Here is a 17,366-nt window from a genome sequence, read left to right on the forward strand (position 1 = left end):
GCGCAAAACATTGCCAGGAGGAGTCCGCCATGACCGGGGCAAAGGCGCTTCAGCGCTGCTGCGTCACCTTGATTGTGTTGCTGGTCGGCACCGCGCTTGCTGTCGCGCAGCCGTTCACGCGCCGCTCGTCGCAAGTGCAACATGACGGGCTGAAGAAGACTTACGAGATCGCGAACTTTCGCCTCGGCGGTAAATACGATCTGGCCAACCCGTCGAAATGGGAAAATGGCGGCGAGGGCGGAGTAACGCTGGAATCGCTGGGCGCCGGCAAGCTGCGTACGGCCTACATCGCAATCGGAAACCCACGCCGCAACGCGAGCGGCGAGATCACCAACGCGGTCGTGATCAACTCCTATTACTCCGGCGACTCCACCGACATGTACGAGCAGTGGGTCAAGGGCGCCGCTCTGTCAGGCGGCGTTCCCATCATCGGACCGGGACGGCCGATCGACACCGACCGCTACTATGTCGTCATGGTCGATCCGCTCGGGACATGGGGCGCGAGCAAGCCGTCCGACGGTCTCGGCATCAAGTTTCCGCAGTACAGTTACTATGACATGGTACAGGCGAATTACCGCCTGCTGCGCGACGAGCTGAAGGTCGCGCGCGTTGCGCTGGTCACGGGCGTCTCGATGGGCGGCACCCAGACCTATGTCTGGGGCGTGATGCATCCGGAATATGTCAGCGCCTTGATGCCGATCGGCGGCACCACGCAATCCGACGGCGATGACCCCGTCGGCAACTGGACCTTCCAGATGATGACGGCGGCGATCCAGGCCGATCCGGTCTGGCAGTCTACCAATGGCGATTACTACAAGCTGCCCAAGGAAAAGCATCCGGTGCCGGGCGTTGCGTTCGGCTGGTCGATTCTCGGAATGACCGGGTACGACTTCGCCTTCCGCACCAGCCAGAACTGGGGCGCCGTGCAGCCCGAAATCTTCTACTGGGATCCGCCGAACGAGAAGGCGGGATTGAACGTCGTCAACCGCGCCAAGCTCTACGACGCGGTCGACCTCGTCTGGCGCAACAGGGTCGGCGAGACTCACAACGTCAATCCCTATCTCGGCCGCATCCAGGCGCGCACGCTGGTGATGCACATCACCAACGATCTCTGGCTCAACTTCAAGCTGGCCCAGAAAGCGGTCGACCGGGTCCCCGGCGCCGATCTGATTGCTCAGGAAAGCCCGGTCGCCCATTACGGCGTGTTCCCGATCATCAACCAGCGCAAGAACGATCCGAAGTTCGTCGCCTTCATGGACGATGTTGCGAGCCTCGATCGCGCGCAGAAGTTCGTCGACAAGAACTACCGCGTCCCGGGCGTCGCCGAGACCATCGATCCCAAGAAATCCTTCTGGAAGGATTTCGTGACCTATCCCTATCCGGTCAAGTTCGCCAATGCCAAGGACAAGAGCGGCAACGCCTGGCAGATCGGCTACATGGATGAATACAACGGCACCGACCGGGATCCGAAGGTGCTGGTCATCATCCATGGCAAGGGCGCGTTCGGCGGCCATTACGGCAACATCATGCAATACGCCCTGCGCAGCGGGTTGCGCGTGATCGTGCCCGACCTGCCGCACTACGGCATGTCCGGGCCCGGCAATCTCGACAAGAGCCCGGCGCGCACCATGCAGGACATGCGCGAGGTCATCTACGACCTCGTCGTCAACCAACTCGACGTCAAGAAGGCCTATTACCTCGGCCATTCGCTCGGTGGCCAGTTCGTGACGGGCTATGCGCTGACCTGGCCGGATGCGGTGCAGGGGCTCGCGCTCGAGGCACCGTCGGGCCTCGAGGAATATCCGCGCGAAATCACCATCGCCAAGGACAAGAAGGCGAAGCTGTTCGACCCGGCCTTCGACCACGATTTCGACAAGTGGAAAGCCGTGTGGGACCAGACCGGCATCCTCGCGGCCGAGATGGGGCGTTCGGAGCAGAACATCCGCGACTTCTTCTATTTCAAGAAGCGCGATCCCGACACCGGAGCGGTGTCGGCGGCCAAGAGTGGCTATTTCTTCAGCGACAGCGAATATGCCCGCTTCCATACCGAGCAGCGCGTCGGGCTGACCAAGGGCAACCCGAAGGAGCTCGAGCAATGGTGCAACGTCTTCATCTACGACATCCACACGATCGGCGCCGAGGTTCAGCAGGACGATCCGAAGAACCTCTATGAGCGGGTCACCCAGATCAAGGCGCCGATCTTCCTGGCCTTCGGCGACAAGGAGCCCTTCATCCCGACGCCCGCCTTCAACGGGCTGACCGATCTCGGACGCGACGTCATCTCGCCGTTCATGACGCGGATGACGAATGCCGGCAACCGGCCGATCCTGAAGATCTACCCCGACACCGGACACTTCATCCACACCGACAATCCCGTCGAATATTCGGTCGACGTCGTGGACTTCGTCATCAAAGGCGGTGTCGACACGTCATCGCCGGCCGGTATCGACCGCATGATCAAGGGCGCCGTCGTCTCGGCGTTGCCGGTGGCTCCGAGTCCTCCCGGTGCCGCGCCCACGGCCGGCCTGAACAAATAGGGCCGCCCATGCGGACGGTGCCAGGAGTTGCTACCGGAATTGCGCCGAGGGTGCAGGCGGGAGAAGTCAAGCTCGGCTGGCGGGAGTGGGGACGCGGCGACGTGGCCGTCGTCTTCATCCACGGCAATCTCGCCAGCAAGGACTGGATCGAGCTCGCTGCGCCGTTGTTTCCAACGGGCCTTCGCGTCGTCGCGATCGACTGGCGCGGATGCGGCGACAGCGACCGGCCGAAGCCGGCCGCCGATTATTCCAACTATTCGATGCAGCAACATGCCGAGGACATGCTGGCTGCGCTCGCTACGCTCGACATCGGCTATTGCCATCTGGCGACACACTCGACCGGCGGCATCATCGCCGCGCGGATGTTGCTGATGCAGCCGCAGCGCTTCGGCCGCGTCTTCGCGCTCGACCCGGTGACGCCGCTCGGCATGGCGTTCAATGCCGACCAAATCGGCCTGTTCCGCGAGATGATGGAGAGCAAGGAGCTGACCCGGAAGATCATGGCGACGGCGGCCTCGTCCTTGTTTGAGCCCGAGAGCATGGCGCCGCATGCGGTCCCACGCTTCCGCGAGGGGCTGGCCGAGATCCAGGCGCTGTTCGACCGCATCATCGACCAGACCTTTGGCGTCTCGGAAGGCATCTGGATCGGCACCCCAGTCAATCTCACGCGGGAGAGGGAAAGCCGCGAGCTCGAGCGCCGCATGCCGGAGCTGCGGCATCCGCATCTCGTGGTGTGGGGCGAATGGGACGGCTGGATTCCGCCGGCCGACCTTCGCACCATGGCCGAGGCGATGCCGGATTGCCGCCTCGTGGTCGTGCCTGGCATCGGGCACTCGATGAACCTGGAAAGGCCCGCGCTCTATGCCGGATATTTCGGGGCCTGGTTCGGAGGACTTCCCGCGTAACGCAATCCCTGAAAGGAGAGGAACGTCATGGCAGAGATCAACGCGTCCGCCGAAGGCGTCCGCAACGCACTGACCGAGGCGCTCGGTCGCCTGCGCAAGGCCAATGCAGATTATTTCGAGCTGTTGGAGAAGAGCCTTGGCTCGTCGCCATTACCGATCGCGAACCAGGCCAAGGAGGTCTGCAGCTTCATGCAGCGCAACACCACCGCGACGTTCGATCTCGGCGAGAAGCTGATCCACGCCAACAACGTGCAGGATGCGCTCAAGCTGCAATCCGATTTCTTCCAGGACCAGATGCGCTCGCTGACCGATCAGGCCAGGACCATGGGCGAGTCCGCGATGAAGGCGGCAGGCGGCTTGTTCAGTCCGAAGAGCTGACACGGCCGGCGACGACAGCGCCAGCCGTCCGCGTCCAAGTCATCCCATTGCCGGTCGTCCGGGCGGAGGCCGCCCGATCGCCGGCCGGCCCGGCCGTCCGGGCTATCCCGGCTATGGGGGCGTTATCGGGGCCCGCGGGTGAAGCCACTTGCAGCGCAAATTCCTCGCAATTGTGGATAACTTCCGGGCACGGCCTCGGGAGAGCAGGGGCGCATGTCCATGCTGAGCCTGCTATACATCCGCCCGAATCGCGCCCCAGCCGGGGGCTATTGGGAACCATCTTGGGCCGCCGCCGGATTGCCGGCGGCAAGTGTCTGAAAGTAAAGGCTTTATGGGCAAGCGAATTGTGCCGCCGGAAGAGCCGGCCGAAATCCACGAGGTGCGGCTGCAGGAGGCGCTGGAAGAGCGCTATCTCGCCTATGCGCTCTCGACCATCATGCACCGCGCGCTGCCGGACGCCCGCGACGGCCTGAAGCCGGTGCACCGGCGCATCCTCTACGGCATGCGCCTGCTCCGGCTCGATCCCGGCACCGCCTTCAAGAAGTCCGCGAAAATCGTCGGCGACGTGATGGGCTCGTTCCATCCGCACGGCGACCAGGCGATCTACGACGCCATGGTGCGCCTCGCGCAGGATTTCTCCTCGCGCTATCCGCTGGTCGACGGCCAGGGCAATTTCGGCAACATCGACGGCGATAACCCTGCGGCCTACCGCTACACCGAAGCGCGCATGACCGACGTCGCGCGGCTGCTGCTCGAAGGCATCGACGAGGACGGCGTCGAATTCCGCGCCAATTACGACGGCCAGTCGAAAGAGCCGGTCGTGCTGCCCGGCGGCTTCCCGAACCTGCTCGCCAACGGCGCGCAGGGCATCGCGGTCGGCATGGCGACCTCGATCCCGCCGCACAACGCCGCCGAGCTCTGCGACGCCGCACTGCATCTGATCGAGAAGCCCGACGCGAAGTCCAAGGCGCTGATGAAGTGGGTCAAGGGGCCCGATTTCCCGACCGGCGGCATCTGCGTCGATTCCAAGCAGGCCATCGCTGAGGCCTACACGACCGGCCGTGGCTCGTTCCGCGTCCGCGCCAGGTGGGAGCAGGAAGAGGGCGCGCGCGGCACCTGGGTCGTCGTCGTCACCGAGATTCCCTTCCTGGTGCAGAAGTCGCGCCTGATCGAGAAGATCGCCGAGCTGCAGGACCAGAAGAAGCTGCCGCTGGTCGGCGACATCAGGGACGAGTCGGCCGAGGACGTCCGCATCGTCATCGAGCCGAAGTCGAAGAACGTCGATCCCGCGCTGATGATGGAATCGCTGTTCCGCCTGACCGAACTCGAAAACAAGATTCCGCTGAACCTGAACGTGCTGATCAAGGGGCGCATCCCCAAGGTGGTGGGGCTCGCGGAGTGCCTGCGCGAATGGCTCGACCATCTGCGCGACGTGCTGATCCGCCGCAGCAACTACCGCAAGGGGCAGATCGAGCACCGCCTGGAAGTTCTCGGCGGCTTCCTGATCGCCTATCTGAACATCGACAAGGTGATCAAGATCATCCGCACCGAGGATGAGCCGAAGCCGGCGTTGATGAAGGAGTTCAAGCTCACCGAGGTGCAGGCCGAAGCCATCCTCAACATGCGCCTGCGCTCCTTGCGCAAGCTCGAGGAGATGGAGATCCGCACCGAGGACAAGAACCTCCGTGCCGAGCTCAAGGGCATCAACGCGGTGCTCGCCTCGGAAGCCGAGCAGTGGAAGAAGGTCGGCGAGCAGGTCGGCAAGGTCCGCGACATGTTCGGACCGAAGACGCCGCTCGGCAAGCGCCGCACCACCTTCGCCGACGCGCCCGAGCACGATCTCGCCGCGATCGAGGAGGCCTTCGTCGAGCGCGAGCCGGTGACGGTCGTCGTCTCCGACAAGGGCTGGATCCGCACCATGAAGGGCCATGTCGAGGATCTCTCGGGCCTTGCCTTCAAGCAGGACGACAAGCTCGGTATCGCGTTCTTCGCGGAGACGACCTCGAAGCTGCTGCTGTTCGCCACCAACGGAAAGTTCTTCTCGATCGACGTGGCGAAACTTCCGGGCGGCCGCGGCCATGGCGAGCCGATCCGCCAGTTCATCGATCTCGAGCCGGAGGCCGCGCCGGTCACGCTGTTCGTCAACAAGGGCGGGCGCAAATTCCTGGTCGCGAGCCACGAGGGCCAGGGTTTTGTAGTCAACGAGGACGATTGCGTCGGCACCACCAAGAAGGGCAAGCAGGTCCTCAACGTCGACATGCCGAACGAGGCGCGCTCGGTCACCGAGGTGATCGGCGACACCGTCGCGGTGATCGGCGAGAACCGCAAGATGTTGATCTTCCCGCTCGACCAGGTGCCGGAGATGGCACGCGGCCGCGGCGTGCGCTTGCAGAAGTACAAGGACGGCGGTCTCTCCGACGTCGCCGTGTTCGAGGCCAAGGCGGGCCTGACCTGGAAGGACTCCGCTGGCCGCGAATTCTCCGCGACCATGAAGGAGCTCTCGGAGTGGCAGGGCACCCGCGCCGACGCCGGCCGCCTGCCGCCCAAGGGTTTCCCGAAGTCGAACAAGTTCGGCAAGGTGATCGGGTAGGGCGGTCTTGTCCCGGACGCGCAGCAGCGTGAACGCTGCTGCGCGAAGCCGGGACCCACGCCACGCGGATTGCTCGGGGACATGGGCCCCGGCTCTGCAGCGCACCGCCAAGTGGCGCTGCGCTGCGTCCGGGGCACGAGAGTGTGTTTAACGCGCACCTATCGCCCCATCGTCATTGCAAGCGCAGCGAAGCAATCCAGACTGCCCTGCGGAAAGACTCTGGATTGCTTCGCTGCGCTCGCAATGACGAGAGGTAGCAACCTCGCTCCTCCAATTCGCATCGCTTAGCCCGCAAACGCTTGGCAGATAGTCGTGAGTGCATAAGTGCCTGCGTTGATCGGGCACGAACATTGCTTTTTCTTCGCCTGCAAATGAACTCTCAAGAAGAAGCAAAAGGCACAATGTTCAAACTGAAGGCTTTCATTCCGGCGCTGCTCGGTCTCGCGCTGGTGGCGGCGCCCGCGCATGCGGCGGGCAATCTCGTCGCGGTGCTCGAGGCGGAGATCGTCACGCTCGATCCGCATTTCTCCACCGCCTACATTTCGCGCACGTTCGGCTACATGGTGTTCGACACGCTGTTCGCGAAAGACTCCAAGGGCGACATCAAGCCGCAGATGGTGCAGGACTGGAAGGTCTCGCCGGACGGATTGATCTACACGTTCACGCTGCGCGACGGCCTGAAATGGCATGACGGCCAGCCGGTCACCGCAAGCGATTGCGTGGCCTCGCTGCGCCGCTGGGGCACTCGCAGCGCGCTCGGCCGCCGCATCTTCGCGATCACGGCCTCGCTGGAGCCGACCGATGCCAAGACCTTCGTGCTGACGCTGAAGGAGCCGTCCGGCCTCGTCATCGACGCGCTCGGCAATCCCGTCAGCCCGGTCGCCTTCATGATGCCCGAGCGCATCGCGAAGACTCCCGGCGACCAGCGCATTACCGAGATCGTCGGCTCCGGTCCGTTCGTCTACAGCAAGGCCGATCACCGCACCGGCGACCGCATGATCCTGAAGAAGTTCGCCGACTATGTACCGCGCCCCGAGCCCGCCGACTTCCTTGCCGGCGGCAAGCGCGTCAATGTCGATACGCTCGAGATCCGCGTCATCCCGGATGGTGCGACCGCCGCCTCGGCGTTGCAGGCCGGCGAGATCGATTTCATGCAATACGCGCCGTTCGATCTGCTGCCGCAGCTGGAGAAGAACGCGCGCGTCAAGCTTGTGAACTTCACCGGCGGCAACATGTTCGCGGGCGCCTACCGCCTCAATGCTGCGTCGAAGCCGTTTGACGATCCGGAAATTCGCCGCGTGTTGTGGAAGCTGGTCGATCAGCGCGAGGTACTGGATGCGCTCGGGCTCGATGCGAAATATGCAACGCCCTGCGCGACCTACTTCACCTGCGGCACGACCTATGAGAGCAAGGCCGGCACGGATGCTGCCGCAAAGCCGTCGATCGAAGCGGCGAAGGCCGCGCTGAAGGCGACCAAATATGCCGGCGAGCCCGTCGTCGTCATGGAGGCCAACGATCTCGAAGCCCCGCGCATCTCGGCGCAGGTATTGGCCGAGCGGCTGAAGGCTGCCGGCTTCAACGTCGATCTGCAGGTGATGGACTGGGCGAGCGTGCTGGCGCGCCGCGCCAAGAAGGAGGGCTGGAGCGTCTACGGCGTCCACGCCGGCGGTTTCGACCTCGGCTCGCCGCTGACCAACGTCATGGTCGCCTTCAATTGCGCCGACTTCACCGGCTGGCAATGCGATGCGCGCATCACGCCGCTGATGGAAGCCTTCGCCAAGGCGCCGGCCGAAGCGGACCGCAAGACAATCGCGGGCGAGATCCAGGCCGTCATGTACGATCAGGCTCCCGCCATCCCGTGGGGGCAATTCGCCCAGCCCGCGGCCTATCGCGCCACCCTGCGCGGTCTGTTACCGTCCGCCATCCCCGTGTTCTGGAACGTTGAGAAGTAACGCGATGTACGATGTCATTGTTGTCGGCGGCGGCTCCGCCGGCGCCGCCGTTGCGGCCAGGCTCTCGGAAGATCCCGCCCGGCGCGTCCTGCTGCTCGAAGCGGGGCTCGACTGGCGCGCCGACGAGGCGCCCTGGGAGGTACGGACGCCCAACCCGATTCCGATCATCCACAAGCGCGAATATCAGGAGAAATGGCAGTGGCCTGATCTGCTGACGCGCCGCGTGGCGGGGCAGGAGCCGCGCTTCTACTGGCGCGGCAAGGGGCTCGGCGGCTCCTCGATGATGAACGGCCAGATCGCGATCCGCGGCGTTGCCGACGCGTTCGACGAATGGGCGGCCAATGGCTGCACCGGCTGGTCGGCGAAAGAGGTGATGCCGCTATTCTCGGTGATCGAGGACGATCTCGAGTTCGGCGACAGCGCAGGCCACGGACGCGGCGGACCGCTGCCGGTCTATCGCGCTCCGCCGGACAAGTGGGGCCCGATCGACTGCGGCTTGCGCGATGCAGCGCTGGCGAGCGGCTATCCCTGGTGCGCCGACCTCAACGGCCCCGATGGCGAGGGCGTTGCCTGCTATCCCATCAACAGCCGCGACTTGCGCCGCATCACCACCAACGAGGGCTATCTCGAGCCCGCGCGCGACCGCGCCAATCTGGAGATCCGCGGGCACGCGCTGGTCGAGCGCGTGCTGATCAGCGACGGCCGCGCGACCGGCGTCCGCGTGCATATCGAGGGGCAGGGCACCCACGATATCGCCGCGCGTCAGATTGTGCTGTGCGCCGGCGCGATCCACAGCCCGGCGATCCTGCTGCGCTCGGGCGTTGGACCTGCCGAGGAACTGAAGGCGATGGGGATCGCGGTCGAGCGCGACCTGCCGGTCGGCCGTCACTTCTTCGACCATCCGCTGTTCCGCGCCACGATCCAGCTCCAGGAAAAGCTGCGGCCGACCGATCCGGACACCCGCCACACCAATTGCTGCGTGACCTATTCCTCGGGCCTCGCCAATGGCGGCAAGCGCGACATGATCCTGATCGCCTTCAACCATCGGGGCATTGGCGTGCCCGGCGCGATCGGGGCAGGGCTGTTCAACGCCTATTCGCGTGGCACCCTCAAGCTGGCTTCGACCGACCCGTCGATCGATCCGGTGGTCGAGGAGAACATGCTGGCCGATCCCCGCGACATGCTGCGGATGATCGACGCGGTGAAGCGGCTCGCGGTGATCACCTCGCAGCCGGCGCTGTCAGGCATTGCGGACTGGATCAGGCTGACCGATACCGATCTGACGCTGCCGCAGGCAGCCGCCCTGCCGGATCATGAGCTCGACGCGCTGCTGCGGCGGGAGACCGGCGACATCCAGCACGCCGCCGGCAGCTGCCGCATGACCGGCGTGAATGACGGCGATGGCGTGGTCAACCCCGATGGCGGGGTGAAGGGCATCGCGGGCTTGCGCGTTGCCGACGCCTCGATCATGCCGTCGGACTGCCGCGCCAACACGCACTTCACGACAGTGGTGATCGGGGAAGCGATCGCACGGATGATGATGATGCGGTAACGCCGCAACGCCAGTGCCATGCCCCGGCTTTACCGGGGCATCCAGTGCGTCGCGGCCTCACGATTCAGGCACAACCGTCTCGGAGTACTGGATCGCCCGCCCCAAGCGCACAAGGCGGGCGATGACGCGCCTCAACTTCCGACGGTGCCCACCAGGCGAGGGCGGCGATTTGCGTGCGGCATCTCCGCCGACAGCGCGCTCAGCCATTCGCGGAAGCTGACGATCTCAGGACAATCCGCGGTGCCCTCAGGCGCAATCAGCCAATCGCCTACGCCGGCCCCTTGGCTGACACGATCGCAGCGATAGCCCGGATGGTGACCGACACCGCGCGCGATCAGCAGGTCGACCTTGCCCTCGACCAGCTCGTGCAGGCCCGCTGGGTGCAGCACCCGCAGACCGATATCCGCATGCGCGTTGCGAAATTCCGCCAGGGCGAGGCGGCGCAGGTCGAAGCCGCCGTGGACCCCCAGCTGCAGCAACACTGTGCCAGCCGGCTTCAATTGCGCGGTCGCGTCCGCGATGTGGCGAAAGCCTTCGGAGACCCCGGGCAGATAGGCCTGACCGGCCGCGGTGAGGATCAGCTGCTTATGCAGCCGCTCGAACAGCTGCACGCCGAGCCGCGACTCCAGCGCTTTCACCTGCTGCCCGACGGCGGCGGGCGTGACATGCAGCTCGTGCGCGGCGAGCTTGAAACTGAGATGCCGCGCGGCGGCCTCGAAAGCGCGGAGCGCGTTGAGCGGTGGGAGGGCGTAGGTCATCGCGCCTCAGTTTGACACCGATCGCTTGCGGCCTTGCAATAGATTTTCTTGCGCTGAACCGCAGGAATGATGCTTTGCGCCGCGGCGACGCTGCCGGATACGGTCAGCCCGCAACCGGAGAATACCCCATGCCCGCAGCCCACATCGTCAGCCATAATCCCGCAACGGTCCACCCTCCCGCCGCCGGTTACAGCATGGGAGTTGAGCTGACACAGCATCGCCGCCTGCTGTTCATCAGCGGCCAGGTGCCGGAGAGAGCCGACGGCACGGTGCCGGAGGGCTTCGAAGCGCAATGCGAGCAGGCCTGGCGCAACGTCATGGAGGTGCTCGCCGCCGCCGGTCTCGGCGTGGAGAATCTGGTCAAGGTCACGACGTTCCTGACCGACCGGAGCCAGCTCGTGCCCAACCGCACCATTCGTACCACGGTGCTCGGCGACCATCGGCCGGCGCTGACGGTGGTGGTCGTTGATACCGTCGACAGCAAATGGCTGCTGGAGATCGAGGCGATCGCCGCGGAATGAGCGGGCTTCACAGGTAACGATCGATCCAATGATATGAGGTTTCCAATGGCCGAGACCATCCATCCCTTCTACGAGAAGCATCGGGGCGCCATGGAGGCCGCCATGCGCCATCGCCTCGATCTTGCCGAGCCGATGCTGCGCGAGCGCGCGCATCTGTCCGACATCGGCGGGATCAGGCGGGAGGTGATGGCCGAATTCGACATCGTGCTCACGCAGACGCCCTATGTCGGAGGCGCGGCAAGCCGCATGAGCGATTTCTTCATGAGCCTGATCGGTTTCATGGCCATCAGCAGGGTGCTCTCGCGCCATGGCGTGCCGGTTCCCGTGATCGGCGAGATCGAGCGGGAGACCTACAAGGCGCAGTTGCTCACCGTACCGGAAGACGAGCGTCTCGCCGAGGGGCGTCAGTTCATGTCGCCCGAGAACCAGGCCTTGCTGCGCGAGCAGGCTGCGCAGAGCAAGACAAGCAGCCATCGAGACGCGTTTCCGGAAGACTTCGTCTACGACTTCGTTGAGCCTGGGCCGGACGACGATTTTGAATTCGGCATCGACTACAAGGCGTGCGGCTTCTGCAAATTCGCGGCGCGCCATGGCGACAAGGATATCCTGTCGAACATCTGCGGCCTCGATTTCGACGCCTATGCAACGCGCGGCATCCGTCTTGAAAGGACGCAGACCTTGGCCGGCGGCGCGAGCCACTGCAATTTCCGCTTCTCGCGGCTGCCGTCGAGATAGGGCACAGATCTGATGCGCCGGCTTGATAGGGGCATCCGGTACGCCGCGGCCTCTGTTTTCAATCACGATCGTCTCGGAGTACTGGATCGCCCGGTCCCGTCTCCGCCAAGGCTACGCCGGGCCCACAAGGGTGCTTGGCCGCCGAAGCTTCAGCGAAGGCGGCAAGCCGGGCGATGACACCGAGAGTGAGGCTAGACAGGTCATAGCTCGGTTACACGTTTCAAACAGCGGATAAGAGTTCGCGTTCTCGCGGCGCGTCTCGCCCGAGTTTTCTTTGATGTGCTGCGCCCGGAAAGGCAAGGGCGCAGGGAAGGCCGGGCGCCGGCTGGCACCCGAGATCCGTGCGCCACAAAGAATGCACACGGGAGTGGACCACAGGTTCGCCGGATCGCCCGGCCTTCCCTGCGCGAATGGTTTTAACGGTGTCCTTCGTGCTCTCCCCGGGGAGCGGTGCACTATTGCCCCCGTCGCCTTGCGGATGACTGATGCGCGCGCCCGGTCGGGCCGCCACATCACCGCATGACTTGACGCACAGACCCCGGGCGTCAGGACCACACGACTTCTCCGTCCGCGCACGTCTTCGCCCGACGTTCGAAGGCTGGCCGTGTGCTCACCCTCGAAATCGCACGAAGACGCTGCCGGCGCCGTGTCGTACGCGCGAACGCCATTGCTCACGGCCAAGGCCGCCCTGCAACGCCGATCGCGCCCGACGCCGTCGCGTCCATCGCTGCCCGGCCTGCGATTCGTGACGATCGCGATCCGCCCCTTGTCTCAGGCCAGGGTGTCTCGTGTGTACGATAAATCCGAATTTCGGTAAAGTGGAATATTTTGGGCTGTGAGGCTTGACAAGCGGGCGGGCAAAATGGCCGGGCTGTTTTGCCCGACAGGCACAGGCCTTTATGAAATAGCTGATGGAGCCTTAAGTTGCTCCTTATCTCAAGCGCCTGAATGTTCGGGCGGTGGCCGAACCATGCCGGGTAGCGAGGGGATGCTCGTGACCAGGCGGCTGGCTATCGAATATTCGAAGGTTCTGGGGTCATAGAGACAATTGCGCAGCATCCCCTCATTGGAGTTGGTTGATGTGATTGAGAATGCGTGATTGCCAAGGCTTGAGGTCTGGGTCGTTCAAATGACCTCTTGCCCGTTCGAGCAAGTCGCCAGCCGGAGCCATCCGGCCCGGCGAAAATTGTCTATCTAACTGCCTTTCGAGGAGTGAAGTCGTCTCATGTTCCGCTATCGGCGCAAATATCAGATCAAACATTACATCATCTGGAAAAGCACGCTCATCCAGTCGCATGAAGGATATGGCTTTGATCCCCAAGCCAATCCGAAAGGGGTCGTGACTTGTAATCAAATGAAGAATGCGATCCTTCAAGATCTGAGGTTGAGTCCTCGATGCATTTGATGCGACCTGGGACCATGTCCATCCCGCCAAGCGATGCGTATCTGCGCCAATCGCTTCGTTTTGATCGAAGTAGTTTTCAATGCCGATCAGCACTTCTTCTAATGGGAAGGGCTCGGCCGATTTCCGGAGAGTTTCGACGTCGGTTCCAATAGCGTTTGCGATGAAGGAGAGACGGTCGATCGGCGGCCCTGCATCGATTGCCGGCGGCCGCGTTTCAAGCAGAAGTAGAAACTGCGTCTTGTTCGAGAGGCCGCCTTTGATGTGACGAGCCAGAAGGCGATCTTTGCCGTCAATGCGCTCAAAATATTCGAAGCTATCTCCCGTGAACCCCTTCGGAAGATCCGACTTCCGTGGCCATCTCGAGTCTGACCGTATGACACGCAACAGGAAGCCGTCCTCAAATTCGCCGAGTTTCCGTTGCGTTGCGCACTTGCCGGGATAGCCCCGTAAAAGAAATTCAAGAGCCAGTTTGGCGTTATTTTTCGCAAAACATGTAGCGCCATCAGCTTGAGTGTAGAGCATCCAATCGCGAGTCCGGGTATTAGATCGCAGTGCGAGCGTGTGGTTAGACGTAGCCAGAACTTTGATGCAGACGTCGTCGCAATGATTATTGTTGTCGTCTTCGATAGCCAAAAGCGTGTGATCTCTGCGCTCGGGTTCGGCGGTAAAGGATGTGAGACTAGCGAACAGGTCCATTTCTTCGGTTATCAGCAAGAAGGAGCCGCAATAGATGCTACCCGCTAGAATGATCGGGCCTAGGACAAAGCCGATTCGTCGCTTTGCAAGTCCATAGACGGGCAACAGAATAAACGGCGCGGTAAGTGCGCCGAAAAGCAGAGCAATCAAGCCCGGCGCGAACATGAGTGCCATGCCCATCGCCATAGCCGCGCTCCACGCGCAAGCCGCTGAGAGGATGGCGATCACAGCGGAGATGCAAGCGTCTCCAAGGATCTTAATCAGCGGGTGATATCTCACCTGGATGGAGGCCTTCGGAGCAGATGGCGGGCGGACATCCTTTGGTTGTGGACCATGTGCCCTAACGCTAGGTAAACCGGGTCCAGGGGCAACAACTCGTAGGATGGGTAGAGCGTAAGCGAAACCCATCAACCCTCCGCCCATGACGAGGCATGATGGGTTTCGCAAGGGCTCAACCCATCCTACGTACTGCGATACTTAAAGCGTCGTGTCGCACGACACCGAAAGTCGTCGCCTCCGTCTCGATCGTGATGTACCGTACGAAGGTCGTGGCGAGGCCCGGCTGCGTCGGAACTGTCCATTTCAGAACACTCTTGTCGGGCATGCGCTTCTCGAACTCGGGCGCTGTCCCATACAGCTCCGAAAAGAATGTCACGGCTCTTTCGATCGCGCCCGGGCCAGTCCCCATTGCCTCTCGCAGGTGTTGCTCATCGCTTGCGTCAAAGCATATTTTGAACTCTGCAGATGCAACAGTCGGAAAGACCACGACCAGTGAGGGCAAGCAAACGCATTCAATCTGGCTCCTCGGAGTAGCTCGGGTGACGTGAGGCCCTAGCTCGTAGGATGGGTAGAGCGTAAGCGAAACCCATCAATCCCTCCGCCGGTGACGTGGCATGATGGGTTTCGCAAGAGCTCTACCCATCCTACGCACTGTCGGCTCAACGTCGCGCTCTGGCGACAAGCCGGACGCGACGAGCCCACGAGGATACGCCCTAGATCACCCCCGCCATCCGCAGCACCACGCCCGCCGCGCAGCTGCCCGCCAGCACCGTCAGCATCCCCAGCTTGAAGCGGAAGATCGCGGTTGCTGCCGCGATCGCCAGCACCAGCGCGGGGAGGTCGACGCTGGTCAGCACCGGCCGGTCGAACGCGAACGGGAAGGCGTGCACGGGCACGGTCTCGCGGAACAGCGTGTGGAGCGCGAACCAGATCGAGAGGTTGAGGATCACGCCGACGACGGCGGCGGTGATCGCGCTGAGCGCGCCGGCAAGGCCGGTGTTGCCGCGCAGGCGCTCGATATAGGGGGCGCCGACGAAGATCCAGAGGAAGCAGGGCGTGAAGGTGACCCAGGTCGCGAGCAGGCCGCCGAAGGTTGCGGCGACCATCGGCGACAGGATGCCGGGATCGCGAAAGGCCGCCATGAAGCCCACGAACTGGAGCACCATGATCAGCGGGCCCGGCGTGGTCTCGGCCATGCCGAGGCCGTCGAGCATCTCGTGCGGCTTCAGCCAGTGATAATGCTCGACCGCCTGCTGGGCGACATAGGCGAGCACCGCGTAGGCGCCGCCGAAGGTGACCAGCGCCATCTTCGAGAAGAACAGCGCGATCTGGCTGAACACGTTGGCCTGGCCAAACGCGGCCAGCAGCGCGATGACCGGCACCAGCCAGAGCGCAAGCCACAGCGCGGCGACGCGGATCGCACGGCCGGTGTCGGGTTTGACGTGATCGGGCACGGCCTCGCCGAGCATGCTGTCGATTACGGCACCGCTGCCGCCATGGCCGTGACCGGCCGGGGCGAATTCCGGACGGCCTTGCCTGGCGCCGATATATCCGATCACGCCGGCGGCGATGATGATGATCGGGAAGGGGACCGCGAAGAAGAAGATCGCGACGAAGGCGATCGCTGCGAGCGCGATCATGATGCGGTTCTTCAGTGCGCGCTTGCCGACGCGGAACACGGCTTCGATCACGATCGCGAGCACGGCGGCCTTCAGCCCGAAGAACAGCGCCTCTACGAAGCTGACATTGCCGTAAGCGGCATAGATGTAGCTGAGCCCCATGATGGCGATGATGCCGGGCAGGATGAACAGCCCGCCCGCCATCAGTCCGCCGGCGGTGCGATGCATCAGCCAGCCGACATAGGTCGCAAGCTGCTGCGCCTCCGGTCCCGGCAGCAGCATGCAATAGTTCAGCGCATGCAGGAAGCGGCCTTCGGAGATCCACTTCTTCTCCTCGACCAGGATGCGATGCATCACCGCGATCTGGCCCGCGGGCCCGCCAAAACTCAGGCAGGCGACGCGCAGCCAGACACGGAAAGCCTCGTTGAAGCTGATGCCGTGACCGGCATCAGCTCCTGCTTGATTGGCACGCGTATCCATTACGCCTTTACCTTGTTGGTCGGCCAGTTGTGGGTCTCGGCCGTGGCATCGCGGCACCAGCGGTAGAAGGCGTCGTAGAGCAGCATGCCGGCCTCGAGCTGCTCGAGGTCGTCATCGTACATGCGCGACAGCCCGAGCGAGGCCGCGAGCAGGCCCGGCGCCTCCGGTGCCAGATCCGGCCGCGCGGTGTCGGCACCGCGCACCAGCGTCGCGAGTCGAAGCAAAGGCGGCGTGGCAATGCCGAATTCCTCGATCATCACGTCGAAGGTGCAGAGCTCGCCGCGGTGGCTCCAGAACACGTTCTCGATGTCGAAGGGCGCTGCATTGAAGCGCTCGCCGACGGCGACGACCTCGGACGGCGCCACGTACAGGAACACCGCGTTGGGATCGACGAAGCGGCGGATCAGCCAGGGGCAGGCGATGCGGTCGACCTTGGGCCGCGCCCGCGTGACCCACACGGTGCGTCCCTTGGCGTCGCGCGGCGGCAGCTTCCTTGTGTCGAGCAGCGGCAGTTTTGCAGCCTTCCAGCCCTCGAAGCCGTCCTCCAGGGTTTCCGCCTCGGCGCCAAGCTGCCTCAGCCAGGCGGCCGTGCCCTGCGCCAGCTTGGCGCCGCGCAGGCAGGAGACGATGGCGGAGCGGCCGGCAAAGTCGCCGCCCCATTCCGCGACGGTTTCGTGACTGAGCTTGATCGAGCCGGGAATCAGCCGCCGGTCGGCGGCAAAATCCTCCTCCGTGCGGACGTCGATCAGGACAGGAGCGTTGGCCGTGCCGATCAGGCGCGCCAATTTTTCGGATGATATGGTCGTGAACGTAGACATGGTGTTGCGTCCTCGCAAAAACCGAACGGGACGCGATACTTGGGCATGTCGCCTCGTGGGGAGATCGCTCAAATCCCCATGGGCCGATTACAGCCAAACTAAGCGGAACTGTCAATCCGCAGGACGATTGGGCCTTCGAAA

General features: G+C 63.7%; 12 protein-coding genes. 8 read left to right on the forward strand and 4 right to left on the reverse strand.

Going from position 1 to position 17,366, the window contains the following annotated elements; genetic code table 11:
• Positions 1-29 precede the first annotated feature (29 nt).
• The 6 genes from A7X65_RS04190 to A7X65_RS04215 all read left to right on the forward strand — a co-directional run bounded on the left by A7X65_RS04190 (position 30) and on the right by A7X65_RS04215 (position 9,914).
• The gene (locus A7X65_RS04190) at positions 30-2,537 is read left to right on the forward strand and encodes an alpha/beta hydrolase (RefSeq protein ID WP_063683053.1); all 2,508 of its coding nucleotides are present in this window, start codon (positions 30-32) and stop codon (positions 2,535-2,537) included.
• Between the two features lie 8 nt (positions 2,538-2,545).
• Positions 2,546-3,442, forward strand: coding sequence for an alpha/beta fold hydrolase (locus A7X65_RS04195; protein ID WP_063683054.1), 897 nt, complete (start codon positions 2,546-2,548; stop codon positions 3,440-3,442).
• Positions 3,443-3,469: 27 nt separating this feature from the next.
• Positions 3,470-3,820 (forward strand): phasin, encoded by a 351-nt coding sequence (locus A7X65_RS04200; RefSeq protein ID WP_063683055.1) that lies wholly within the window; start codon positions 3,470-3,472, stop codon positions 3,818-3,820.
• Positions 3,821-4,151: 331 nt separating this feature from the next.
• Entirely contained in the window at positions 4,152-6,410 is a 2,259-nt protein-coding gene (gene parC, locus A7X65_RS04205) for a DNA topoisomerase IV subunit A (RefSeq protein WP_063683056.1), read from the forward strand.
• Between the two features lie 401 nt (positions 6,411-6,811).
• Positions 6,812-8,362, forward strand: coding sequence for an ABC transporter substrate-binding protein (locus A7X65_RS04210; protein WP_063683057.1), 1,551 nt, complete (start codon positions 6,812-6,814; stop codon positions 8,360-8,362).
• A 4-nt stretch (positions 8,363-8,366) separates the two neighbouring features.
• Positions 8,367-9,914: a GMC family oxidoreductase gene (locus tag A7X65_RS04215; protein WP_063683058.1), complete on the forward strand. Its 1,548-nt coding sequence runs from the start codon at positions 8,367-8,369 to the stop codon at positions 9,912-9,914.
• 131 nt (positions 9,915-10,045) lie between these two features.
• Here the strand turns inward: A7X65_RS04215 and A7X65_RS04220 are convergent, their stop codons facing one another.
• Positions 10,046-10,672 carry a LysR family transcriptional regulator gene (locus A7X65_RS04220; protein WP_063683059.1) on the reverse strand — a complete coding sequence of 209 codons (627 nt, stop codon included), beginning with the start codon at positions 10,670-10,672 and terminating at the stop codon, positions 10,046-10,048.
• A gap of 128 nt (positions 10,673-10,800) precedes the next feature.
• Here A7X65_RS04220 and A7X65_RS04225 point away from each other — a divergent pair, with 128 nt between their 5' ends.
• Both A7X65_RS04225 and A7X65_RS04230 read left to right on the forward strand, forming a co-directional pair.
• Positions 10,801-11,193: a RidA family protein gene (locus A7X65_RS04225; RefSeq protein ID WP_063683060.1), complete on the forward strand. Its 393-nt coding sequence runs from the start codon at positions 10,801-10,803 to the stop codon at positions 11,191-11,193.
• 45 nt (positions 11,194-11,238) lie between these two features.
• On the forward strand, positions 11,239-11,928 hold the full coding sequence (locus A7X65_RS04230) for an L-2-amino-thiazoline-4-carboxylic acid hydrolase (protein ID WP_063683061.1): 690 nt from the start codon (positions 11,239-11,241) through the stop codon (positions 11,926-11,928).
• A gap of 1,063 nt (positions 11,929-12,991) precedes the next feature.
• Here A7X65_RS04230 and A7X65_RS04235 read toward each other — a convergent pair.
• The 3 genes from A7X65_RS04235 to A7X65_RS04250 form a co-directional block, all read right to left on the reverse strand.
• Positions 12,992-14,215 (reverse strand): hypothetical protein, encoded by a 1,224-nt coding sequence (locus A7X65_RS04235; protein WP_156527627.1) that lies wholly within the window; start codon positions 14,213-14,215, stop codon positions 12,992-12,994.
• Positions 14,216-15,021: 806 nt separating this feature from the next.
• A complete protein-coding gene (gene chrA, locus A7X65_RS04245; RefSeq protein ID WP_063683064.1) occupies positions 15,022-16,407 on the reverse strand; it encodes a chromate efflux transporter in 1,386 nt (461 codons plus the stop codon).
• Entirely contained in the window at positions 16,407-17,225 is an 819-nt protein-coding gene (locus A7X65_RS04250; RefSeq protein ID WP_063683065.1) for a chromate resistance protein ChrB domain-containing protein, read from the reverse strand. Before A7X65_RS04250 ends, chrA begins: the two co-directional genes overlap by 1 nt.
• Between the last annotated feature and the right edge of the window lie 141 nt (positions 17,226-17,366).

Source organism: Bradyrhizobium stylosanthis, assembly GCF_001641335.1.
Taxonomy (GTDB): Bacteria; Pseudomonadota; Alphaproteobacteria; order Rhizobiales; family Xanthobacteraceae; genus Bradyrhizobium; species Bradyrhizobium stylosanthis.